The organism is Streptomyces coeruleofuscus (genome assembly GCF_039532725.1).
Classification (GTDB): Bacteria; Actinomycetota; Actinomycetes; order Streptomycetales; family Streptomycetaceae; genus Streptomyces; species Streptomyces coeruleofuscus.
Window position 1 is genome coordinate 19,651 of sequence record NZ_BAAASE010000009.1, and the last position, 21,926, is coordinate 41,576.

The window sequence follows — 21,926 nt, forward strand, 5'->3', positions numbered from 1 at the left end:
CTCCAGCCGTCCGGGCAGGTCGCGGCCAAGCCGTACGAGCTGCAACGATCCCGACCTCCGCGACACCTACAGGATTGTCAAGTCTTCATAACAGCTCAACATGGATTACTGCTGGCACGTGAGACAAGTAGTCGGCGGCACGTGAGACGCAAGGCTTCCGGGTGGTACTGATGAGCTCGCCTCATTCGAGAGGGCGTCGTCGCACGTCAGCCGAAGCCGCGGAGCGAGGTGGCGACGTACCCCACCAGGACGAGGCAGAAGCTACCGACGACGACGAGCACCTGCGGAAGGCCCGGCTGGTTCCCCAGCATCAGGGGACTCCAGCCCCAGAACACCAGCACGGTCAGCGCCGTGCGCACGGTCTGGAACGGCGCCGACCAGGCCACCTCCTGAAGGTCGCCGGCGTTGGGCACGAAGGCGAACACCGGGGTCAGGATCACGCCGATGAGCGCGACGACGATGAAGGCGATCAGCGAGCCCATGCCCAACTCGTCGTCCTGGAATGCCTTCCAGCGGTTGTCGGCGAGCGTGGACAGGTCCTTGCTCTCATTGACGTAACCGCCGAGACCGGGCTCCGACCGGGCCCACAGGACGTCGACCTCGGTTCCTTTGCCCGGCTTGTCGTGCGTGAAAGCACCGCGCACCGTGAGCCGTTCGGCACCGCCAGGCACCGAGACCACGAGCCCGGACACGTATCCCTTCACGACGCCGTCGCTCAACTCCTGTCGTGTCGACTGCCGTTCCACGACCGCCGCGGCGCTCACCTCCGCGCCCGCCTCTCGCAGGGCGTCGAGCTTGTCGCCCGCGTTGGACGAGGTGAGGAGAGCGGCAGCGAACACGGCGGAGGCGAACGCGACGAGGACCCAGAGGACACCGGTGCGAACCTGGACCCAGAACTCGTCCGTGAACCCGTCGTCCTCGGGCTCCCCGCGCAACACCCACAGCGCCACAACCCGCACCACCGCACACCCCACGGCGACGGCACCCCACAGGAAGGGTTCGTGCCAGGGCCGGGCCATGGCGGTGGCCCCCAACAGCCACATGCAGGCGACGCCCGCCGCGACCCACGCCACGAGCGAGCACAACCGTACGAGCCATACCAGCACCGAACCCACAGACCCTCCCGACGAACATGTGAAACAGCCTCACCCCAGCGCGCCCATCAACCTGCCGACGTACACGGCCGGGACGAGCAGGAAACCACCCCCGGCGAACGCCAACTCCGACGGGGACGGTTCCCTGCCCCAACAGCAACCTCGGGTAACACTCGCTGCACAACCGGCTACAGCAGCGCCGCACCGGGGCGGCCCAGGCGGCTGAAGAGTGGCCGACTCACCTCATCGCGTTCGAACTGCTGCGGTAGTCCGGGACCGACACGACCAGGTAGTCGTATCGACGCCGCAGAGCCGCGCTCAAGTCAGTGCTCGCCGCCCGCCGACTGTCCGCTCCACGAGTGCCGCGCCCGTCGACCACCCATCCGGACACCCAGCATGAGTAGCTGACATGGGCGCCGGCCGGGACGGAAGGCATGCTCTTCAAACAGCTGGACACCCATGACAAGCCGTCCACGCACGGATCGCGGAAATACAAGGTGCGATCTTCGAACGCGGCCAGCGTGACGACGATCGCGGCCGCGACGACCGCCGCCAGGTAGGCCGGGGCCGCCGGCGTGACCGCGCATCCAACGATCAGAGCGGACAGCGCGATCAGCCGCGCCGTGGGCAGGTCGTCGAACAGGGTCCTGCCGTGCCACGTCTGCGCGCCGATGTAGAGGGCCGGCCCGCCGAACAGCAGCAGGGTGGTGGTGATGCCAGCGTGGTGGGCCGGGTGTGCGATGACGCGTTCGTCGCCCGCGGCGGCGGCGATCATTCCGGCGACGGAGGCCATGAGGCTGTAGACGCCGCTGCGCCCCGCCCGTATGGGGCCTCGGTCCGCTCGTAGTGGCGCACGATGTGCTCGGAGCGGCTGAAGAACAGCCAGAACAACGCGACCGTGCCGGTGAGCGCCACGCCGGCGGTCAGCAGGGTCATCGGCTCGTACGGCGCCGCGGTGAGTGCCGCGCCGGTGGTGAGGACCGCCTCACCGAACGCGATGATCATGAAGAGGCGGCCGCGTTCCAGCAGGTGACCGCCGGCGAAGGTGACCTGTCGGGAGTCCAGCCTGCGGCCGGGCAGCGGATGCGCCGACAAGGTGCCCGCCAACTCGACCAGGACCGCCGCGGCCCACCACACCAGCCGCGCGCCGCCGTCGGCCGCCGCGCCGGTCAGCCAGAAGGGGGCGGCCACGAAAAACCAGACCAGGACGCGGCGCCAATGCTCCTGCTCACGCCGGTCGAGGCCCACCCTGAGCAGCCACACCGTCCGGCCGAGGTGAATCAGCAGGAAGGTGACGACGAAGACCCACCCTGCGTCGCCGAAGGCGCGCGGGATCGCGGCGTTCATGAACAGCCCGACGAGCATGACCGCCAGCAGCATCCGCCGGGTCCGCGGATCCTCGGCCGGGACGAGGGTGACCGCCCAGGTGGTGTACGCCCACACCGCGTAGACGGCGAGGTAGAGCACGAGCGTCTGCACGGCGCCGGTCCACGTCGGGTGTGCCAGGAGCTGATGCGACAGCTGGCCGATGGCGAAGACGTAGACCAGGTCGAAGAACAACTCCAGCGGCGTGACCTCCCGGCGCGCCGGGACGCTGGTCGACTGCACGATGCATCTCCTGGTTCGACGGTTTCACGGCGTTGCTCAGTCGGCGAGGAAGGCCGTCACCTGGGCGGCGAAGTCCTTGGCGTGCTGGAAGAGGAAGGCGTGACCGGCGTCGCTGTAGGCGACGAGGGTGGCGTCGGTGAGGTGCTGGACGGCGGTGTACGAGGCCAGGGCGGGGATCATCGCGTCCTGCATGCCGGTCGCGTACAGGACGGGCTGCTTGATGCTCTCCAGGTCCGCTCGCACCTGCTCGAAGGGAATCGCCGCGTCCTTGCCGATCGCGGCGATCTGGCCCAGGGCCGCCGCCTCGGACACGTCGGGGATGCCGGTGGCCAGCCGTGTGGCCACCCTGGCGAGGTGTGCGTACCCGGCGGCGCGTCCCGTCTCGGTCTCTGGGAAGAACAGGAACACCAGGTCGTCCCCGGTGACCTCGGGCTTGGTCATGGTGGCCCGCACCTTCGGGTCCGGGTCGGGCGCGCCGGGCACTGTCCCGCCGGGGTTGGCGGCCGCCACGACCAGCTTGCGGACCAGGTTGGGTCGGGTGCGGGCGATGTGCTGGGCGACGGTGCCGCCCAGCGTCCAGCCCAGCAGATCGACCTGCGTGAGGCCGAGAGCCTCGATGAACTCGACGGTGCCGTCGGCGAGTCCCTCGACGGAGTCGGGCGGGGTGCCGGTGGTGTGGCCGGTGCCGACGTTGTCGAACACGATCACGTCGTGGCCGGCGGCGAGGTGGTCCAGGAACTCCGGGTCCCACCAGTCGAGGGTTCCCCGGACCCGGTTCAGCAGGACCAGCGGGACGCCGCCCCGGGGGCCGATGCGCCGGTAGGTGAACGTCGCGGAGGGGCCTTCCGCGGTGAGGTCCTCGGCCGCGTCTGACAGATAGGTGCTCATGGCGGGCTTCGCTTCCTGTCGCTGTGTCTCGTTGGCGTCTTCCGGAGAGTGGTCAGGCGGGCAGGCGGTTGAGCTTGCGCAGCTGCTGGTCGAACATGCGGGAAGGGACGATGCGGCGCATGGTGCGGACGCGTCCGGTCATCGCGCCGGCGGTGTAGCGCAGCTTCGGCTTGGCGTCGGTCGCCGCGGCGACGATCTCCTTGGCGACGACGGCGGGGTCGTCGCCGTCCTTGACCGCGCCGGCCATGTACTCCTCGAAGACGTGGCGCTGCTTGGCGTAGACGTCCAGGGGCCTGTCCGGCCGCACGCTGGCCGCATCGAACGCGGTGTTGGTCCACGCGGGTTCGACGAGCAGGGACCGCACGCCGTACTCGCGGACCTCGTGGTCGACCGACTCCGAGTAGCCCTCGACGGCGTGCTTGGAGGCGGCGTAGACCGCCATGTAGGGCTGCGGCATGAAGCCGACGATGGACGAGATGTTGACGATCCGTCCGCTGCGCTGCGCGCGCATGTGCGGCAGGACGGCGTTCGTCATGCGGATGACGCCGAAGACGTTGATGTCGAAGAGGCCCTGCGCCTGGGCGGCGGAGCTCTCCTCGGCGGCGCCCGCCGAGCCGATGCCGGCATTGTTGACCAGGACGTCGATCCGTCCGAACCGGTCGATCACCTCGCCGACCGCGGCGGTCACCGACGCGTCGCTGGTCACGTCGAGGTCGAGGAAGGTCACGCCCTTCAACGGGGTGACGTGCGCGGTGTCGCGGCTGGTGCCGACCACCTCGTAGCCCGCCGCGGCCAGCGCGAGCGCGGCCGCCTTGCCGATGCCGGAGGACGCACCCGTTACGAGGGCTACCGGACGTGTTGTCGCCATTGTGGGCTCCTGACTCATGGACTGCTTCGTCTTGCGGGGGGTGTGGGGGTTGCGGTGCCGGACGCGGATGACGGTCGTACCGAGGTCCGTCGCCGTCGCTGCAGCCCCCTCGATCCGATTCATCAATGTATCAGTTTTCGAGTTAGAGGCAACACGAGGGAATCAGTTAGGGAGGCATCCGTATCGTTCACGTATCCTCTACTTGGGACCAGGAACCGAACAGGACAGGAGACAGACATGGGCCGAGCACTGCGGGCAGACGCCGAGCGCAGTGTGCGCGCGATTCTGGAGGCGGCCGAGCGGGTCCTCGCGCAGGACGCCGGCGCCTCCATGGAACAGATCGCCGAGGCGGCGGGCCTGACCCGGATCACGGTGCACCGGCGGTTCGCCAACCGGCAGGCGCTGCTGGAGGCGCTCGCCGTGTCGGCGAAGCAGCAGCTCGTCGACGCGATCGAGGAGGCGCGGCCGGACGCCGCTCCCGCGCTCGTCGCGCTGTACCGGGTGACCGCGAACGTCCTTCGGGTCAAGGAAACTTGGCGCTTCACCCTCAGCCATGCCACGGCCCACACGGAGGCCGCCACCGCGCTCTGGGCGGAGATCGACGCCCACACCGTCGATCTCCTGACGCGAGCGCAGCGCGAGGGTCTGCTCGCTGCCGACGCGGACCTGGACTGGACGCGGCAGGTGTACTACGCGCTCCTGAGCGAAGCCCTCAATAGGCCGGGTGCGGATCAGGATCCAGCCGCACAGGACCCGGAGGTGTTGGCCACACTCGTCATCGACACGCTTCTGCACGGCGCAGGGCCGCACGGCTGATGACACCTTTACGGGGGCCCGGACTCGGCACCCCGTCGAAGAGCAACCGGTCGAGCAACGCCCCGAACCGCGTACAGCGAGCAGATCCTCCGCGCGTCTGAGCGCCGCGTGCCGACGCTCCCACTCCGCTTGGCGGGCTGCCTAGCTGACATCGGCGCCAGCGTGGTCGCGTCGACGGACGTCCTCAGATGCGGTGACGGTCACCGGATCGGCCTCGGGTCGTGCCAAGCGGCATCGTGGCCGGACCAGGCCCAAGGCCCCACTGGAGCGGCAAGGAAGTCCCGGATCCACGGTCTGCGCCTTTTCGGGGCGCCTCCAGCAGTCCCATAACCGACGGCATCCAGAACCGCACCTGAGCCGATCATTCGGTCGTGTTGCGGCCGGATGCGTTCAGACAGTGCCTCGCTGCCGCGACGAGTGTGAGGGCTGCGGCACTCGCTCCGCCGACGGGCGGGCTGACATTGGTCGTGAAGGCCATGCCGACGGAGAACCGAGGATCGGCCAGCGCGAGCGAGCCGGCGTGTCCGTCATGCCCGTACGACGCCGGTCCGAGGAGGGGAAGACGAGCCGTGGGTCTTTGGACTCCGGAACCGAAGTGGGACGGCTCGCCGAGGACCTCGTCGGGCCCGATGGAGCGGGTGCGGGCGAGCGCGGCACTGCTCTCGGTGTCCAGCAGGCGCACGCCGTCCACCGGTCCGACGGTCGCGGCATACAGCCGTGCCAGGTCGCGGGCACCGGCGACCAGGTTGGTCGCGGGCCAAGGCGCTGCGAGAACGTCCGGCTGATTGAAGACCGAGGGGTCTGCGAGCAGTCCGAGGCCGACGGCATCGAAGAGCAGCCCGGGGCGGGCCGACTGCAGCGGGGTGCGCATCGGGGGGCGTGTCCGCAGCGGCAGTACGTCGTGGTTGTCGGAAGGGGGAACGCCGAGAGCGAGGTCGAGACCGAGCGGTTGCCGGATGTGTGCGTGAATGTAGTCGGCGACGCTGGTGCCCAGGGCCCGCTGGAAGACGCCGTCGAGCAGGGCTCCGTAGGTGATGGCGTGGTAGCCGTGCTTCGTCCCCGGTTCCCAGGAGGGTTCCTGCCGCTCCAGGGCGGTTTCTAGCTTGTCGGCCACGTGGTCTTCCACGGTGAGCTCCTGGTCGACCAGGGGCAGCCCCGCTTGATGGCTGAGGACGTGGCGGGTGGTGATGCGGCGGGTCGCTGTCCGCCGCATGGCGGGCCAGACATCGCAGATCGGGGCATCGAGGTCGAGCTGTCCGGCAGCGTATGCGTGCTGGGCGGCGATCGCCGAGACGCCTTTGGAGACGGAGAACAACAGGTACCGGGCGTCGCTGGGACCTCCGTGCGACAGATCTACGACTGGATGCCCGTCCAGGTAGATCGCCAGGGCGGCGGCACCGTCTCCCTGTTCCGCTACGACCCGCGCGAACACATCGGCGAGGGCTTCGAACGGGGCCCGGGCCCAGCCTTCCACCCGCACGGCACCGGCTCCGGCCGTGCCCGTGGCTCTCCCGATCGTCCGGCGCGCCAGCTCTCGGGTGACCGAGGTGGCCGAGTCGTCCGCGTCGGCGGAACCGGTGGGGTCGTGGACCGGCGGTGCGGTCATCACCGGCGCCGACCGCCGGTCCAAGCTCATCAACGGGTGCCCCTCGCGGCGAACTGGGCGATCTGGTCGACGTTGGACTTGTCGACGAAGGCCGGGCCGGTCAGGATCGCCTGTTCACCACCGCCCATGTAGTTGCCGTTGTTCTTGTACAGCCACAGCGAATCGATCGCCAGGTAGCCCTGGAGGTAGGGCTGCTGGTCGACCGCGAACTGGATCGTGCCCTTGCTGATGGCGCCGGTGAGATCCTTGTTCAGGTCAAAGGTGGCGATCTTCGCCTTGCTGCCCGCCTCGGACACGGACTGCACGGCGGTCAGCGCGTACGAGGCACCGAGGCTGACGATGTAGTCGATGGAGCTGTCCTGCTTCAGCTTGGCGGTGATCGTCGACTTCACGGACGGCATGTCGGTGCCGTTGACGTAGAGGTTCTCCGTCTTGCCCTGGAAGGTCTTCTTCACGCCGTCGCAGCGCTGGGTGAGGCCGATGTTGCCCTGCTCGGTGATGACGCAGACGGCCTTCTTGGCGCCGACCTCGTTCAGCTTCTTGCCGAACGCCTCGCCGGCCACGCTCTCGTCCTGGCCGAAGAACTCCGTCAGGCCGAGCTTCTTCCACTCGCTCACACCGGAGTTGAGGCCGACGACGGGTACACCCGCTCCCGTGGCCTTGCGCACGACGTCCTTCATGGCCTCGGGCTTGGCGAGCGTGATCGCGATGCCGTCGACCTTCTGATCGATGGCGTTCTGGACCAGGTTGGCCTGGTTGCCCGCGCTCGGGTCGTTGGAGTAGACGAGCCGGATGTTGTCCTTCGCGGCGGCCGCCTCGGCGCCCTTGCGGACGATGTCCCAGAAGGTGTCGCCGGGCCCTTGGTGGGTGATCATCGCAAGCGTCAGACGGGGAGTGTTCGCCTTGCCCGCGGACACGCCGTCGGCCCCCTCCTCGGTCTTCTTGCCGCCCGAACTGCTGGTGCAGCCGGCGACGGTCAGTGCGGTGGCCGTGGCCACGGCCACGAGGGAGGCGGATCTGCGCGGATGAGAAGAGCGGTGCATCTGTCCTGGACCTTACTGTGCGACAGGGAGAGAAAGAGGGGACCGCGCGAGTTCAGAACCTGAGGCCCTGGGGATCGCGTGGCTCGAGCGGCGTCGCGGCGCCGGACAACGGCATTCTGTTGGAGCGCTCCAATGGCCTACACTTTGGAGCGCTCCAACGAGTACGTCAATAGGTCCGGGAGGCTGCGTGTCGGTAACGCTGGAGGACGTCGCGGCCCGAGCCGGCGTATCGCGGTCCCTCGCCAGCCTGGTGATGCGGAACGATCCCCGCGTCTCCGCACGGCGCCGGGAGGCAGTACTGAAGGCGGCGGCCGAGCTGGGCTACCGCCCCAACGCCCATGCCGCCCAGCTCGCCAGCCGGCGCACCATGACGGTGGGGGTCGTCCTGGCGGAGCTGCGCAATCCCGTCTACACGGAGATCTTCACCGGCGTCCAGGAACAGGCCGAGCAGGCCGGCTACGGAGTGCTCCTCACCGGCGGAGAGCTTCTGACCCCGGACACCGAGCGACGGGCCATCGACGGTCTGCTCGAGCACCGGGTGGACGGCATTGTCCTCGTCGGTCCCCGTCTGGCCTCGAAGGACCTGCGCGAACTGGCCGACCGCGTGGCCCTGGTCGTCGTGGGCCGCCATGTACAGGGCGTCGACTCGGTCGCGGTCGACACCCGGCACGGCACCCGCCTCGCCGTCGAACACCTCGTCGGACTCGGCCATGAGGACATCGCCCACATCGACGGCGGCAAGGGTCCCGGGGCCGAGAGTCACCGCCGGGCTTACCTCGACACCATGGAGCAGCATGGACTGTCCGCATACAGCCGCATCGTCCGTGGCGACTACACCGAGCACGGCGGGAGGCGAGCAGCGGAGATCCTGCTGTCGAGTTCCCGCCCTCCCACCGCTGTTTGCGCGGCCAACGACCTGTCCGCTCTCGGTGTCCTCGCGGCCCTCAAGCATCGAGGGATGAGCGCGCCGGAAGACCTGTCGCTGATCGGCTTCGACAACACGGTTTTCGCCCAGTTCGGCTACATCGACCTGACCACCATCGACACCCCCCGCCAAGACATGGGAGCGACCGCGGTGACCATACTGACCGCCCGGATCAAGGACACCGGCCGCCCGACCCGCCCCGTGCAACTCGCTCCACGGCTCATCGTGCGCTCCACCACCGTCCCGCACCCCGGGGTGTAGCCCGCACGGTACACAGGGCGACCAGGCTGCGGCAGGGACCTGTGCGCCCACACTCCGCTACCACGGCGGCCGCTTCGGGCTGATCGCCACGAACGCGAGCGGTGACGGCAGCCTGCTGTTCACGGCGCCCGTCGTCTGTCGCGTTGAGCGCCCGCGCCGAGCGCGTAGCTCAGTCGCCGTACAGCCAGCTGTCGTACGCGGCGCCGTCCACCAGGTGGTGCAGGCCGAAGGCGCCGGGGCACAGCACCAGGGCCAGCACCCCGGTCCGTAGCAGGACCGGGGCCGCGACGGTCACGGGTCCGGCCTGGCCCCTGACGGTTCGCCAGTCGCGGCAGCGCCGGATGTCTCCCCCGCAGGCCGACCAGAAGAGGAGCCCGATGAGGATCCCGACCACGGCCATGGCGGCGGCGAAAAATCCGACGACGCCGAGGAACGTCGTCCGGTCGTAGTGGTCGCCGAAAAACAGGGAGACCACCCCGAGCAGGGGCACGGCGGCCAACCCGTACAGGGCCCCGCGCGCGGCCACGTTCCGGATCCTGAGCAGGGGTCGGATGATCGCGTCCTCGGTGCGCATACGCGGCACCGTAGCCCAGCCCCGCCGCCGGGATCACACCGCCTCCGGGCCGCCCCCGGCTTGACCTTCGAGTTGGGCGCGACCCGACGATGACGGGCCCGTACTGGCAGGGTCGTTCCGGACCTCGATCTGCGCCGGTACTTAGACATCGTTTCATTTGGCGCTGGCGATCGTTGAACGGTTCATGACGGATCTGGTTGAGCGGCTGGTGCCAGACGAGTTATGGGTGCTGTTCCGTCGGGTGGTGCCTCCGACGGTGGTCAAGCGCCCGCAGGGCGGCGGCCGGCGCCGGGCGGATGACCGCGAGGCCCTGGCGGCGATCATCTTCGTGGCCACCTCGGGCTGCACTTGGCGGCAGCTCCCGCCGGTCTTCCGCCCGTGCTGGCAGACGGTCTACCGGCGATTTGCCCGGTGGAGCCGGGACCGGGTGTGGGCCCGGCTCCACCGTGTCATGCAACCCGCAGCAGTGGCTCGTCACCATCGCCTCTCGCAACGGCGGCTGGTGGCATTACGAGCATGGCGCCGTCCAGTTCCTCGCCGAACTCTGCGACGGCACGTTGGAACCCTGGGCGCTGCCCCCAGTCGACCCTGAAGTCACCCCCTGCTGAGCGATTTGCAGGCCGTCATCAGCCATAAGAAACGACGTCTAAGACGTCGTTTCAGATGGTGCTGTGGCCGAGGCGAGAACGCACGAAGGGGCCGGTACAGAGCACGAGAAGGGTGAAGGCGGTGAGCCGCTGAAGACCCGGCTGGGCGAACAGGTTGCTGTGCTGGATGGAGTAGACCGCATACCAATTGGCAGCCAGGTCGGTTGCCATGATGCCGCAGGTCAGATCCACCCCGGCTCGCTTGCCGCACACCAGAAGCAGGGCTGCCAGCGAGTCGAAGATGGCGAGAGATGACCAGAACAGGTTCAGCCACTCTGGAGCCCAGCGGTAGGGGTGCAGGCCACTGTGGACGAGGTCGGTGATGTGTGAGGCCGCACCGATGAAGACCAGGACGACGACGTATACGACGATCAGTGCGACCGCCGAGCGCGGTGTGCGGCGTATCCATCCGATCATGCCGTCGAGCATGCCAGGACCGCTGGGCGAGGTGCAGGTCATGCGGTGAGTCGGCGGTAGCCGATGAGTGCTGCGGCGAGGCCGACGAAGCCGAGGAAGTGCTCGGCTTTGCGCTCGTAGCGGCGGTGCAGGCGACGGCAGCCGGCCAGCCACGACGCGGTGCGTTCTACCGCCCACCGGTGTCGGCCCAGGCGCTCGGAGGACGCGATGCCTTTGCGGGCGATGCGGGGTGTGATGCCGCGCTGACGAAGCCATCGTCGCAGGTGGTGGTAGTCGTATCCCTTGTCGGCGTGCAGCTTGCCGGGCTTGCGGCGACGCGGGCCGCGTCGGGAGCGGATTGGCGGTATGCCCTGCACCAGAGGGATCAGGGCCTGGCTGTCGTGGGTGTTGGCCGCGGAGATACCGAGGGAGATCGGCAGGCCGTTGCGGTCAGTGATGAGGTGGATTTTCGATCCGTTTTAGACTCGGTCGGTCCGATTCGGTCATCCCGTCAGAAGCCCCCTTTTGCCGCCCGCAGGCTGACGGAGTCGATCGCGCACCGCGACCAGTCCAGGTCACCATGCTGGCCGAGCCGATCGAGGATCACCCCGTGGAGCCTTGCCCAGACTCTCGCCTGGCTCCACTGTGCGAACCGCCTGTAGACGGTGGCCAGCAGGGGCCGAAGGCCGGCGGCAACTGCCGCCAAGTGCACGACGTCTAAGACCCCGACCAGTTCCATGGTTCCAACCATCGACCGAATCATCCGTGGTTGAATCGATTGTCCGATGAGCGCCATGCGGTGGCCTAGCGTGCGGCCGTTGACCTCACCCAGGAGCTGACAACTAGGGAGCAGGGGTGCGTTGGGATGTCTTCGTCAGCCATGCCTCGGAAGACAAGGAGAGCGTGGCCATACCTTTGGCAAAGGCGTTGACCGCACGTGGCCTTCGGGTGTGGCTCGACCGGCACGAGCTCAAGATCGGAGATAGCCTCCGGCAGAGTGTCGACGAGGGCTTGGCAAAGAGCCGATTCGGGGTCGTCGTGCTAAGCGAGGCCTTCCTCAGTAAGCGTTGGCCATTGTGGGAACTCAACGGCCTGGTCGCGGTGGAGAGGCTCGGCGTGAAGGCAATCCTGCCGGTGTGGCACGGCATCGACCACGCAACCCTGGCAAAGCATTCACCGATGCTCGCCGACCGCGTCGCGGGGAATACTGCGAATGGGATCGATCCCCTCGCCACGGCGATCAGCACCCTGGTCCTCGCCGAACCGGGCGGAACGCCGGCCGTGGACACCCCGTCTGTCGGCGGGCGCCTGCTGGACCTGGTGCGTCGTGACGACCGGGCCGCACTGGAAGAGTTCCTCGCCGTACACCCCGCCGTCCTACGTAGCGCGCTCGGCCGGTCCTGGAAGGAAATACGCCGTGGGGTAAGGATCGAGGACACCAGGATCGAGCTGTGCGTAGGCTCCTTCCAGCTAACCCCGAGCACCTGGCGGTGGCGCGGCGTCGTACTCGGCTCTCCCTCCGACCCGCCCGTCGATCAGCACGGTGCCGTCTCCGAGAAGCTGCACGGCCTAGCCGCCCTCGCGGCAAGGATGAGATCAGCGCCGAGCCGGCGCAATCCACTGCGCCTCCGTGATACATCGCCTGACCTCCGACCAAATTTGCCTGACTTCAAGCCAGCCGACTTCGAGCTGATTGCGGTCACCGGTCGGCGCAACACACTCGGCACGGAGCAGTTGGCGGCGTTGGCCGAGTTCAATGACCTTCACCACGGCTTCCGTGTCCGCACCTACGACTGGCTCATTGACGCGGCGACGGACCCGACGTGATCGACGAGGAGTGGCTCGCGGCGCAGCGATTCACCACGTTCGACGGCCACAGGGTCGTCGGTCTGCTCGGCATCGGAAGCGAGCACGTAACATTCGAGGTGCAGACGCTGGATGGCAAGGGCATGGCACGCCAAACACGCCTTGAGCACCTCGGTTACCACATCCGAGAGCTACCGCTGTTCCTGACCGGCAAGCCTGCGTACGATCTTGACCGGCTCGCGCGGAAGCTGGCCGGACTTCGCGGCGCTCCGGAGCTAGACGCGATGACCAAGCAGTACAACCGCCTGCACAGTGCGATCATCAAGATCTTGCATCAGCACGGGCTTACGGGTGTCCTGGCCGCCGCATACAAAATGGTCACCTTGGACTTCGTCGTCTTCCTGCTGAAATCACCCGGCGTGCGGCGAAGACTGGCTGAGTTCGCCGAGCTCGCGGACCGAGTGGAGCACCGCGGGTTCGTGCTGACCGATGTCAAGGTCAACGAACCCTTTCCGATCTCTGCCGAGCGAGTCGATCTGAAGCGGTGGGCAGCCTCAATGTTGGACCACATCGACGAACTCAGCATGGAGAGCGACCACCTGCATCCGGACATGCTTCCTGACAACCCGCTGTATGTGTGGGGCGCGGCCGTCACTGACGGGTTCGTCACCGACGCGGAGATGGAAAGTGCTGCCGCGTTCGTCGACAGGCCCTTTACCGGCCCCAACCAGCCCAATGTGACCCTGCGGTACCAAGAACAGGCGCTCGCAATTGCCCACCTCCTCGACCACTTCCTCACGGATACGCACGTTGAGCGTTTCGTGCAGTTTTGCTGGCTCGCTGGCTACCAGTTCCCACTCAACCGTTAGAGGGAGCTGAGCCGGGGCCGTTCAAAGGTCGTTTCTCCCGATGTTTCATCCTGGAATGAGTGAGTCTTTTCACTTAGCGTTTGGTCCGGTGATCGTGTTTGGTCCCGGGTCAGGTTCCGCGCCAGTTCAGGGTGGCTTCGCCGTGAGTCTGCGGGCCATGGTCGATCATCGCGAGGTGGATCATGGCTTCGGAGCGGTGCGGGTGTCTCTCGTAGTCGCGGGCCAGGCAGGTGATGCGCCCGCCTTCGAGACGGCTATGTCCCGCATCCGTGTGCCCCGACGAGGGCCGGGCAGCCCCCGGACCCGGCCCCGGGCCGTGCTGGCCGTGCTGGCCGTGCTGGCCGTGCTGGCCGACCGCGCATACTCCTCCCGCGCTATCCGCAGCCACCTGCGGCGCCGGGGCATTCATGCGGTCATTCCGCAGACGTCCGACCAAGTCGGCCACCGCCTGCGGCGAGGCCAGCGCGGTGGCCGTCCGCCCGGCTTCAACAGGGAGGCCTACAAGCAGCGGAACACCGTCGAGCGGTGCATCAACCGCCTCAAGCAGTGGCGCGGCCTGGCCACACGAACCGACAAACTCGCCATCGCCTACCAGGCCGCGCTCCACCTCGCCGGGATCCTCATCTGGACCCGACGCTGACCAAGAGACAGAACCTAGCCCGCACGGTACGCACAGGGCGACCAGGCTGCGGCAGTGACCTGTGCGCCCGCGCTCCGCTGCCACCTGTTGCGTTGCCTGACTGCCGAGCTTGCAGAACGTCACCCAGCGGACGTAACGCGACTACGCCGAAGCCTTGGGTCTACGGGCACAGGCCGTGACCGTAACTGAACCACACGACGTCGATGCTGTCGTTCATCCGCGGCCTGCCGGGGATTTTCAGTAGGGCACCTTATCTCCTCCCCAATGGTGATGCCCTTGCGGATATGCGTTCCGTCCAAGGTGTCCGTCAGGGACACGCGAAGACCGCCCGTCTGGCGTGACATGTACGCAGAGCTCGCCTTATCACGCATGTTGGCGGGCACCGACACTTGCCCCTTCGAGCACTTATTCGAGAAGGAAACGCGCGTCCCCTTGTAGTTGGCGTGCTCCAACAGGCCCGCGTAGAACGCCGGGCAGCTATGAAAGTCACTGGTGGGGGCCGCAGACGAGGCGGACGCTGCGGCGGTAGCCAGGAAGGTGATAGCGGCCGCAGCGGCGGCCAGGAGTTGACGCCTCAAGTGAGAGGGCCGGGCTGCCCCCGTAACAATGAGCAATCCGCGTGTTGAGTGCCTACCACCCATATAGGGGACGCAAGCGAAACACCGAGGGGGTGGGTCCGGCTAATGGACTTGGCGGCCCCCGCCCTCGCGCTCCTCAATCCTGCTCAAGGCGATGCCGAGACGGGCATGGACGCGCCTACCCCGCAGCAGGAAGCGGTGGGCTGGTTCCCATGGCAGCGAGATGCGGGGATGCTCACCTCACCGCGAGAGGTCTCTCCGTCGACGGGGTATGGATTGGCTCCAGTGAAGACAGCGAGAGGGAACCTGTGACTGGTGAGGGCCCGATGCCGCAGTGGCACTTTCCGGAGGGTGATGGCTTTCCGGCGCGTCAGCTTGTAGAGGGGACCTTGGCCCCCATCGTCGTTCTCGACGCGCAGCTGCGTCATTTGTACGTCAACCCGGCATGGGTCAAAGCCAGTGGCGTGCCTGCCACCGCGTTCCTGGGGCGAACGCTCGGGGAAGTACTGCCGGACCTCCAGAGTCCGGACGACGTCCTGTTCGAGGTCCTCGCGGACGGGCGACCTCGGGAGGCAACCGTCTCAGGAACGACAGGAGTCTCCTCGCCGCTGGGTCAAAGGCTCTGGCGAGCGGTCTATCACCGCATGGATCTGCCGGAAGAGGATGCGTGTCTGTGCGGGATCGGCGTGGAGATCAGTAGCCTGCGCCGCTATCTGGACGACCTGGAGACCGCGCATCAGCGGCTTGCACTGCTGGATGCCGCGGCCACGCGCGTCGGCACTACCCTCGACATCGAAACCACATGCCAGGAGCTGGTCGACCTCCTGGCGCCCTCGCTGGCCGACATGGCCGCGGTGGGAATCGTCGAGGACGACTTCACCGGCGCTCCCCCGCCTCCGCCCGGCCTCCTGCGGCTGCGCAAGGTGAGAGGTTCAGCGCCCCCTGGGATGGAATGGCTGCTGCACCAGATGGGCGGACCAGGACCGTACGTCGACGTTCCCCGGGGCGTCGCCACCCGGCATTGCCTGGACAGCGGGCGGCCGTGGCTGGGCAACCTGGCCTCGGACGAGCTGTTCCAGAAGGTGACCGTAGACCCCGAACGAACCAAGCTCTTCCGCGCGGCCGGCATCCACTCGCTTCTGATCGCCCCCCTGATCGCGACAGGCCGCCCGGTCGGCGTCATCCTTCTGGGGCGGGCCGGAGCATCGCAGCCCTTCAACGACGACGACCTCATCACCATCCAGGCGCTGGCCGACCGGGCCGCCCTCTCCATCGACAGCGCGTGCCGCTACAGCTACGAACACACCATGGCGCTGGAACTCCAGCGGGCCCTGCTGTCCGAACCCAGCACCCCCCACCCCGCCGTAGAAGTGGCCGCGCGCTACCTCCCAGCCGGCCGCAGCGTCCTGGTCGGTGGGGACTGGTACGACTCGATCCCCCTGACGGAATCGCGCACCTTGCTGGTCATGGGCGATGTGATGGGCCACGGCTTCCAGGCCGCTGTCGCCATGAGCCAGTACCGCTCCCTGCTACGCACCCTTGCCGCGTCCGGCGCGAGCGTCGACAAGATCCTCGGCGAGTTCGACCGCCAGGTCACGCAGCTCGGCCTTGACCGCCTCGCCACCTGTCTTCTCGCGGTCATCGATCCCCGGACGGGCACCTGCACAGCGGCCAGCGCCGGGCACCTGCCACCGGCCGTCCTGCGACCAGACGGAAGCATCGAGGTCCTGTGGCCCCCGGCCGGCCCGCCCATCGGCACCGGCCTCGGCGGCTACGAATCGTTCACCGTACAAATGGACTCCGGCACCACGCTGCTGCTCTACACCGACGGACTGGTGGAACGCCGCGGCACCGACATCGACGTCTCAGTGCAAGCGCTCCAGACGCTGAGCCTGTCAGCGGACGGCCCTCTGGACGACATGCTCGACACACTCCTGACCCGCCTCGCGAACGGTGCCTACGAAGACGACGTCGCGATCCTCGCCGCCCGCCAGCGCGCCGACAATGGGTAGTCGAGGGGCCGGCGTGCTGCATCCGGCTCGTCGGCTCATCGACCGTCCAGGTGAGTAAGGCCCTGCTGGAGACGTCCATACAGCAGAAGTACGACCCCGAGCAGGACGCCCAGGGGACAATCTGGGCACAGGAGCGCTAGGCGAGGCGGCGGGTCGCTGAGGACCGGCACGCCGCATGGGTCAAGGAGCGCCAGGAAGCGAAGGACGAACTGCTTGCACAGGTCTGGCTGCCCGCCGATGTCAGCCGCCGCCTGCGTGCCATCGCCACCCGGGCCAGCCTGTCTGCGGAGCAGGTACTCACCCAACTCGCCCACCACGCCCAGATACACGACGACGCCGCACTGTCGGTCGCACGTTTCACGCCGCTGAGTGGAGTGCGGGTCAGACACCGGCCGTGTGTCGGGCTGCGGCGCGGCGGTATTCGGCGTTGAGGCGCCGGGCTTCCTCGAGCTGGTCTTCGAGGATGATGATGCGGCAGGCGGCCTCGATGGGGGTGCCCTGGTCGACGAGTTCGCGGGCGCGGGCGGCGATGCGTAGCTGGTAGCGGGAGTAGCGGCGGTGTCCCCCTGCGGAGCGCAGCGGCGTGATGAGGCGGGCGTCGCCGATGGCACGGAGGAAGCCCTGGGTGGTACCGAGTATTTCGGCGGCCCGTCCCATGGTGTAGGCGGGGTAGTCGTCGTCGTCGAGACGCCCGAAGGAATCGTCTGCTGCCATCTGACCTCTCTGTGGAACGCGTGGAGGGCCCTGGCGCCGTACGGCGCCAGGGCCCGAAGGAACTGCTACACCATCTGCCGGCCCTACTACTGCGCCGGCCTTCTGTCATCGCACACCCGACCGGAATGCTGCCGGGGATGCTGGGATCGCGGTTGCTCGACCGGAGACCACCTCACTATCGATGTCCTGCGGTACCCGGACTCGAAAAGCCGCCCGGGCGATCCTGATGGCGTTCACTTCCTCCGATCATTCCCTCATTGCTGGTACTGCTCTATTGCGTACTGCTGGTGATGCGAACTACTGATGGCCTGTTACAGCGCCACTCTTCGGCAGCCAGCCCCGTCGCCCGTCCTGCGTCTGCTCTGGCTTGGAACCCCACTGCCGAACCTCCCGGTGCGCGCGCCCGCAGCCGGCGCCTTCACCGAGGTACTGCTCACTGACTCCACTGCTGGGTACTGCTCACGGTGGCCCCTGAACACTGCGGGCCGCCCGGTCCGGTCGTCAGTCCCGTCGCCGTCCTGCAACAGCCCTGGCTTCGGAGCTCCACCACCGCACCGTCCTGCGCACTGCAATTGCGGTACTTCTCCCCGGCAGTTCGTGTCTGCCGGGCCCTGCGGTCTCTCTGGGTTACGAGAGAAACCATAACCACGCCACTAGCCAATGTCTACTCTGCCCAAGATAGATTTTCGTGTGTGGGTGGTGAGGTTTGGTCTCGAGCGGCGATGGAGGGGCCGCGTGAGCGCAGCCTCAACTCGGTTCCCCTGTTGCTCGTCCTGCTTCTGGCTCTGATCCTCTTCTCCGCGGGATTCGCACTGAAGGCACTGTGGTGGATCGCCGTCATCGTGCCGGTCGTCTGGCTGCTGGGCTTCGTGGTGCGCAGTGCGGACACAGGCGGCCGCAAGGGCCGCTGGTATCGCTGGTAACCCACCACACAGCCACCAACCGGTGGGCCCCGGGAACACCCGGGGCCCACCGGCATGTCCCGCCTCAGGACATCGCCCCAGGCAAACGGCGTAACCATCACCATCCCGGACACCAGGCCCCATAGCTGGGGCTCGGTGAAGCAGCGGAAGGCAGCGGTGGATCCGTCGCCATCGCCGACCGGCGCCTTGTCCGGGCGCGAGGTATCACCCCGGTGATCGCTGAACGAGGCCAGGAACACGGCTCTGGCCTGGGCGTCTTCCGTTGGGTGGTCGAGCGCACCATCGCCAAGCCCGAGCCGCGCTCGCGGCCGCCGACGCCCTCATGAACCGGCTCCCCCAGCGCGAACGGTCGGGCACCTGGCTGACCTACTCCGAGCAGAAGCACCACGTGCACCTCAGCCACGCCTACACCACGCTCGAAGATACGGCCCGTACCAACGAGAGCCAGTAGCGCGCCCTGGAGCTGTCCGCGCCGACCAGCACCATGACGCGAACACTCCTGCACATCGACGCATCCGCCAGCTCCCACCACGACGGCGACAGCCAGGAAGCGTGCCGCCGTACCGTCGCCACCCTGACCGCACTGCCCGCGGGCTACCGCACCGGCCTGGTCCGCCGCCGCGCACAGGACCTGTACGAGGCGATCCCCGCACATCACCACCACGAGCGCGCCGTACGCGAACTCCGGGATGTCCTCGCCGCCTGACCCAGCGGTCAGGTGCGCCCTTCAGGGTGACGGGGACCTCCAACGGCACGGTCCACTGCCTCGGGTGTAGGTGAGAAGCAACTCCGCCCCTCACCGGGTCACCAGGCGGGGACCGCGAAGGCCGAGCAGACCGCCGCCGTCATCCCCTCCGACGCCGCGCCGCGGGGATGACGGTAACCGCGCCCGCCAGCGTAGATTCGCCACCCGCTCGGGCTCGATTTCGCCTACGGGGCAGGCCGATCCCTTCACCTCGCATCCGGGTGAACGGCTCCGCAGCTCTCGCATCGATCCGGTCCGGTCTGGTGGTCGGCAGTCGACCACCAGACCGTCGGCGTGGTTGAAGGTGACCTTGGCGTCGGCCTTGTCGGTGAACAGGGCTCCCTTGCGCAGGCCGTACTCGATGCGGGTCAGGTAGCCGCCGCGCGTGTAGGAGGTGTTCGCCGTCTCGGCTTTGTTCTTCTTGTAGTGGTTCGATTCCTTGGTGTACCAGTACGTGGACGCGTTGCCGTGGGTGTCCTCGACGTAGTCGAGGTTCCACCGCCATGCCTGCGTCAGTGCCCGGTCGGCGAAGGAGTCGCCACTGGAGTAGCCGGGCTCGCCGGAGTCGTCACCGAACACCGGCACAGTCCATGTGGAGTTGGTTCGCTCGGTGCCGGCACCGTCCAGCTTGTTCAGTCCGAAGACGTACTTGGTGCCATCTCCTGTGGTGACGGTCCAGTGCTCACCATTGTCGTCGCCGTTGTCCGCGCCGGTGGACCGGATGACCTTGGAGGCGTCGTCAGCCTCCAGTCGCCACTGCCCGTCGGTCTTGTCCTTGATGAGGCGGGTGGATTTGCCGTTCAGCACCAAGCGGGCGTTGTCGTACTTCCAGCACTGGTCGAAGACGTCAGCGTGCCCGTCGCCGTCGCAGGACCCCTAGGAGCGCTCGATGTAGGACTCGGTCAGCGTGAATCCTTCGCCGACCGCCGTGCCCTGGTTGTTCGTCGTTGCGGTCCGGCCGTCGACGCTGCCCGAGTCGTACGACAGCGACAGCGGCGGTTTGGGGCCGGCCGCCGCGGGCGAGAGGGAGAAGTCGTAGGACCAGGTGAAGGAACCCGAGCTGCCGCCCGCCTCCCATGCGGAGGACGCCGACAGCGGCGTCGCGGAGTAGTCTCCCGCGCCTGTCGGTGACTGGCCGCAACCAGCGGAGGTCGCGGTGACCGCGAATACGGTCGCTCCAGATGCCGCAGTGCCCGCGGCCTTCACCATCTGAGTGGACGCCCCGGACGGCTCCGCTGCGCCCAGGCGCACTCTGGCCGAGATGTTCTGCTCGTTGAGATTGTTCTCCGATGCCAGCGGCTTCTGTGTGCGGCATTGCTCTTTCTGCGGAGTCGTCAGCGCACAGGCCGGCAACTGGACCAGGTGCAGCCGCTGGGACCAGTCCCCGCCGACGGCGGAGGCGAAGGAGTGGTAGTCGACGCTCAGCTCGGCGGTGCCTGCCTTGTCCGCCTCGGCGGTCAGCAGGACACCCGTGATACCCGTCTTGCGGGCCGCTTTCTGGTTCAGCACGGTGACCCGTGCCTCGCCTGTGGCGGCTTTGGCGGCTGAGCCCTGTGCAGGCTTGATTGTGACGGGGATGTCGCCGAGGGTGGTCTTCGCGGTCTTTCCTCGGTCAAGCCCGAGGGTGGCCTCCGCAGACTTGGGCCAGCCGGCTCTTCGCTCCTGGGCGGCTCGCTTGGCCTGGGCGGTGTTGGCCTTGCGTTCCTTCGCCACCTCCGCTCGGGCCTTGCGTGCTCCGGGCCCGTCAAACGCCTGAACCTTGCTCACCCGGGGCTTCGGCACATCCGGCCGTCCCAGCCCGCCCGGCTGCGGCGCTGCCTGGGCCACCTGCGCCTAGCCCAGTGGCACCACCAATGCCAGAGCCAACGACTGCACCAGCAATCGACTGCCGCGCCGCCGCGTGATCCCGCCACCCCGCCTGCTTGAGGTGTCTATGCCAAAGGCCATGGTTCCGCCTGCCCAAGTCCCGACGGAATAGTTCGTAAGTCGCCGCAGACTGCGTCTGCCTTGTGTCCGGGGAAGGGGCGGCTGCTGGCTGGCAGCCGTCCCCGCCAGCCGGTGATCAGTCGCCCACGGCCTGCTCGATCTGCTCCCAGCCAGCCATCGCGCCAGCACACACTCGTACCTCGGCGATACGTTGGGGCAGGTAGTGCTGCCACACGCCGCCCGTGAATCCCCTGCCGACGGCGAACTCGCCGGTGCCCAGCTTTGCGGTGAACGAGCGCGGTTCGTCGTTGCGTGCGCCACCGAGGTAGAGGCTGATGGTGCCGTCCTGGGCGTCGAAGACGCCGGTCAGTCGAACCCTGCCGTCCATCAGCGCGCTCTCGTCGGACGACACGGCGCTGAACGTGCCGTCGGCGTTGAGTCGCCCGAACCGCCAGAAGCCGACGGGTACGGTCTTCTCCGTGAAGGTCTCCGGGTCAAGGACGGTCTGCTTGCCCGTCAGCTCGTACCACAGTCCCCAGGCGGATCCGTCCGCCGTGCGCTGCCCGACGACCTGGCCCTTGTAGCCAATGTTCTTGCCGGCGAGCTTGTCCCCGTCGAGGGTGGCCAGCACCGTGACCGTGAACGATCCCGTGTCATCCACCAACGGGCCGGCCGCCGACGCCGAGTCGTCCACTCCGTCCAGAGTGATCTCCTCGCCGTTCAGTGCTGCTCCCCCGTTGAGGGTCATCTTGCGGCCGTATCCGGACAGGGTGTCGGGGATCGAGGTGCCGGTGCCCTGATCGGGGCGCCAGCCGCCCACCAGTTCCACGCCGGCAAAGTGCTCGGACGTCAGCAACCGGGCCTCGTCCCTGACCTCTTGGTCGGTCAGCGTGCGCTGCCACACCGCCACCTCGTCGATGACACCCTTGAAGTGGTCCACGTAGCTGTCGCCGAACAGCACCCGGCCGATCTCCAGGTTTCCCCCGG

At 67.8% G+C, this 21,926-nt stretch carries 17 protein-coding genes and 7 pseudogenes; 11 read left to right on the forward strand and 13 right to left on the reverse strand.

All coding sequences use genetic code 11. The features are described 5' to 3' along the window. Positions 1–206: 206 nt before the first annotated feature. The 4 genes and pseudogenes from ABFX81_RS30900 to ABFX81_RS30920 all read right to left on the reverse strand — a co-directional run bounded on the left by ABFX81_RS30900 (position 207) and on the right by ABFX81_RS30920 (position 4,458). Positions 207–1,115: a hypothetical protein gene (locus ABFX81_RS30900; protein WP_086847113.1), complete on the reverse strand. Its 909-nt coding sequence runs from the start codon at positions 1,113–1,115 to the stop codon at positions 207–209. A 217-nt stretch (positions 1,116–1,332) separates the two neighbouring features. Then, positions 1,333–2,702: pseudogene (locus ABFX81_RS42365) on the reverse strand (low temperature requirement protein A). A gap of 36 nt (positions 2,703–2,738) precedes the next feature. Next, entirely contained in the window at positions 2,739–3,590 is an 852-nt protein-coding gene (locus ABFX81_RS30915) for an alpha/beta fold hydrolase (protein WP_086847115.1), read from the reverse strand. Between the two features lie 52 nt (positions 3,591–3,642). Continuing rightward, positions 3,643–4,458 (reverse strand): oxidoreductase, encoded by an 816-nt coding sequence (locus ABFX81_RS30920; protein WP_086847118.1) that lies wholly within the window; start codon positions 4,456–4,458, stop codon positions 3,643–3,645. A gap of 237 nt (positions 4,459–4,695) precedes the next feature. On the opposite strand from ABFX81_RS30920, the gene ABFX81_RS30925 reads away from it, so the two are divergent. Further along, complete coding sequence (locus ABFX81_RS30925) at positions 4,696–5,274, forward strand: TetR family transcriptional regulator (RefSeq protein WP_086847120.1); 579 nt, start codon at positions 4,696–4,698, stop codon at positions 5,272–5,274. A gap of 361 nt (positions 5,275–5,635) precedes the next feature. On the opposite strand, the gene ABFX81_RS30930 is transcribed toward ABFX81_RS30925, so the two are convergent. Together ABFX81_RS30930 and ABFX81_RS30935 are read right to left on the reverse strand one after the other, a co-directional pair. Continuing rightward, positions 5,636–6,910 carry a serine hydrolase gene (locus tag ABFX81_RS30930; protein WP_086847122.1) on the reverse strand — a complete coding sequence of 425 codons (1,275 nt, stop codon included), beginning with the start codon at positions 6,908–6,910 and terminating at the stop codon, positions 5,636–5,638. Further along, complete coding sequence (locus tag ABFX81_RS30935) at positions 6,910–7,923, reverse strand: substrate-binding domain-containing protein (RefSeq protein ID WP_086847123.1); 1,014 nt, start codon at positions 7,921–7,923, stop codon at positions 6,910–6,912. The genes ABFX81_RS30930 and ABFX81_RS30935 overlap by 1 nt, the downstream gene beginning before the upstream one ends. A 187-nt stretch (positions 7,924–8,110) precedes the next feature. Between ABFX81_RS30935 and ABFX81_RS30940 the strand changes: the two genes are divergently transcribed. Next, complete coding sequence (locus ABFX81_RS30940) at positions 8,111–9,109, forward strand: substrate-binding domain-containing protein (protein WP_086847125.1); 999 nt, start codon at positions 8,111–8,113, stop codon at positions 9,107–9,109. Positions 9,110–9,278: 169 nt separating this feature from the next. Here ABFX81_RS30940 and ABFX81_RS30945 read toward each other — a convergent pair whose 3' ends face one another. Next, entirely contained in the window at positions 9,279–9,683 is a 405-nt protein-coding gene (locus ABFX81_RS30945; protein ID WP_346138969.1) for a DUF6336 family protein, read from the reverse strand. Between the two features lie 184 nt (positions 9,684–9,867). Here ABFX81_RS30945 and ABFX81_RS30950 point away from each other — a divergent pair. Continuing rightward, positions 9,868–10,158 (forward strand): annotated as a pseudogene (locus ABFX81_RS30950) (transposase); the annotation flags it as partial. A 184-nt stretch (positions 10,159–10,342) separates the two neighbouring features. On the opposite strand, the gene ABFX81_RS30955 reads toward ABFX81_RS30950, so the two are convergent. Next, complete coding sequence (locus ABFX81_RS30955; protein WP_346138970.1) at positions 10,343–10,759, reverse strand: hypothetical protein; 417 nt, start codon at positions 10,757–10,759, stop codon at positions 10,343–10,345. A 26-nt stretch (positions 10,760–10,785) separates the two neighbouring features. Continuing rightward, positions 10,786–11,443: pseudogene (locus ABFX81_RS30960) on the reverse strand (IS5 family transposase); the annotation flags it as partial. A gap of 138 nt (positions 11,444–11,581) precedes the next feature. On the opposite strand from ABFX81_RS30960, the gene ABFX81_RS30965 reads away from it, so the two are divergent. Both ABFX81_RS30965 and ABFX81_RS30970 read left to right on the forward strand, forming a co-directional pair. Continuing rightward, entirely contained in the window at positions 11,582–12,553 is a 972-nt protein-coding gene (locus tag ABFX81_RS30965) for a TIR domain-containing protein (RefSeq protein WP_086847135.1), read from the forward strand. Continuing rightward, positions 12,550–13,401 (forward strand): hypothetical protein, encoded by an 852-nt coding sequence (locus tag ABFX81_RS30970; RefSeq protein ID WP_086847137.1) that lies wholly within the window; start codon positions 12,550–12,552, stop codon positions 13,399–13,401. The genes ABFX81_RS30965 and ABFX81_RS30970 overlap by 4 nt, the downstream gene beginning before the upstream one ends. 109 nt (positions 13,402–13,510) lie before the next feature. On the opposite strand, the pseudogene ABFX81_RS30975 reads toward ABFX81_RS30970, so the two are convergent. Next, a pseudogene (locus ABFX81_RS30975) lies at positions 13,511–13,627 on the reverse strand (IS5 family transposase); the annotation flags it as partial. Here ABFX81_RS30975 and ABFX81_RS30980 point away from each other — a divergent pair. After that, positions 13,613–14,041: pseudogene (locus tag ABFX81_RS30980) on the forward strand (transposase); the annotation flags it as partial. The pseudogenes ABFX81_RS30975 and ABFX81_RS30980 overlap by 15 nt on opposite strands. Before the next feature lie 904 nt (positions 14,042–14,945). Further along, positions 14,946–16,631, forward strand: a complete 1,686-nt coding sequence (locus ABFX81_RS30985; protein ID WP_346138971.1) for a SpoIIE family protein phosphatase — start codon at positions 14,946–14,948, stop codon at positions 16,629–16,631. Between the two features lie 381 nt (positions 16,632–17,012). Here ABFX81_RS30985 and ABFX81_RS30990 read toward each other — a convergent pair whose 3' ends face one another. Continuing rightward, positions 17,013–17,345: a MerR family transcriptional regulator gene (locus tag ABFX81_RS30990; RefSeq protein WP_086847143.1), complete on the reverse strand. Its 333-nt coding sequence runs from the start codon at positions 17,343–17,345 to the stop codon at positions 17,013–17,015. 722 nt (positions 17,346–18,067) lie between these two features. On the opposite strand from ABFX81_RS30990, the gene ABFX81_RS30995 reads away from it, so the two are divergent. From ABFX81_RS30995 to ABFX81_RS31010, 4 genes and pseudogenes are all read left to right on the forward strand, one after another. Beyond that, complete coding sequence (locus tag ABFX81_RS30995) at positions 18,068–18,268, forward strand: hydrophobic protein (RefSeq protein WP_086847146.1); 201 nt, start codon at positions 18,068–18,070, stop codon at positions 18,266–18,268. Between the two features lie 179 nt (positions 18,269–18,447). After that, positions 18,448–18,555: pseudogene (locus tag ABFX81_RS31000) on the forward strand (IS5/IS1182 family transposase); the annotation flags it as partial. A gap of 35 nt (positions 18,556–18,590) precedes the next feature. Continuing rightward, a complete protein-coding gene (locus ABFX81_RS31005; protein WP_346138972.1) occupies positions 18,591–18,719 on the forward strand; it encodes a hypothetical protein in 129 nt (42 codons plus the stop codon). 33 nt (positions 18,720–18,752) lie between these two features. Continuing rightward, positions 18,753–18,974: a hypothetical protein gene (locus ABFX81_RS31010; RefSeq protein WP_346138973.1), complete on the forward strand. Its 222-nt coding sequence runs from the start codon at positions 18,753–18,755 to the stop codon at positions 18,972–18,974. A gap of 327 nt (positions 18,975–19,301) precedes the next feature. Here the strand turns inward: ABFX81_RS31010 and ABFX81_RS31015 are convergent. Beyond that, a pseudogene (locus ABFX81_RS31015) lies at positions 19,302–20,840 on the reverse strand (RHS repeat-associated core domain-containing protein); the annotation flags it as partial. Positions 20,841–21,075: 235 nt separating this feature from the next. Then, positions 21,076–21,900 (reverse strand): LamG domain-containing protein, encoded by an 825-nt coding sequence (locus ABFX81_RS31020; protein WP_086847147.1) that lies wholly within the window; start codon positions 21,898–21,900, stop codon positions 21,076–21,078. Positions 21,901–21,926 lie beyond the last annotated feature (26 nt).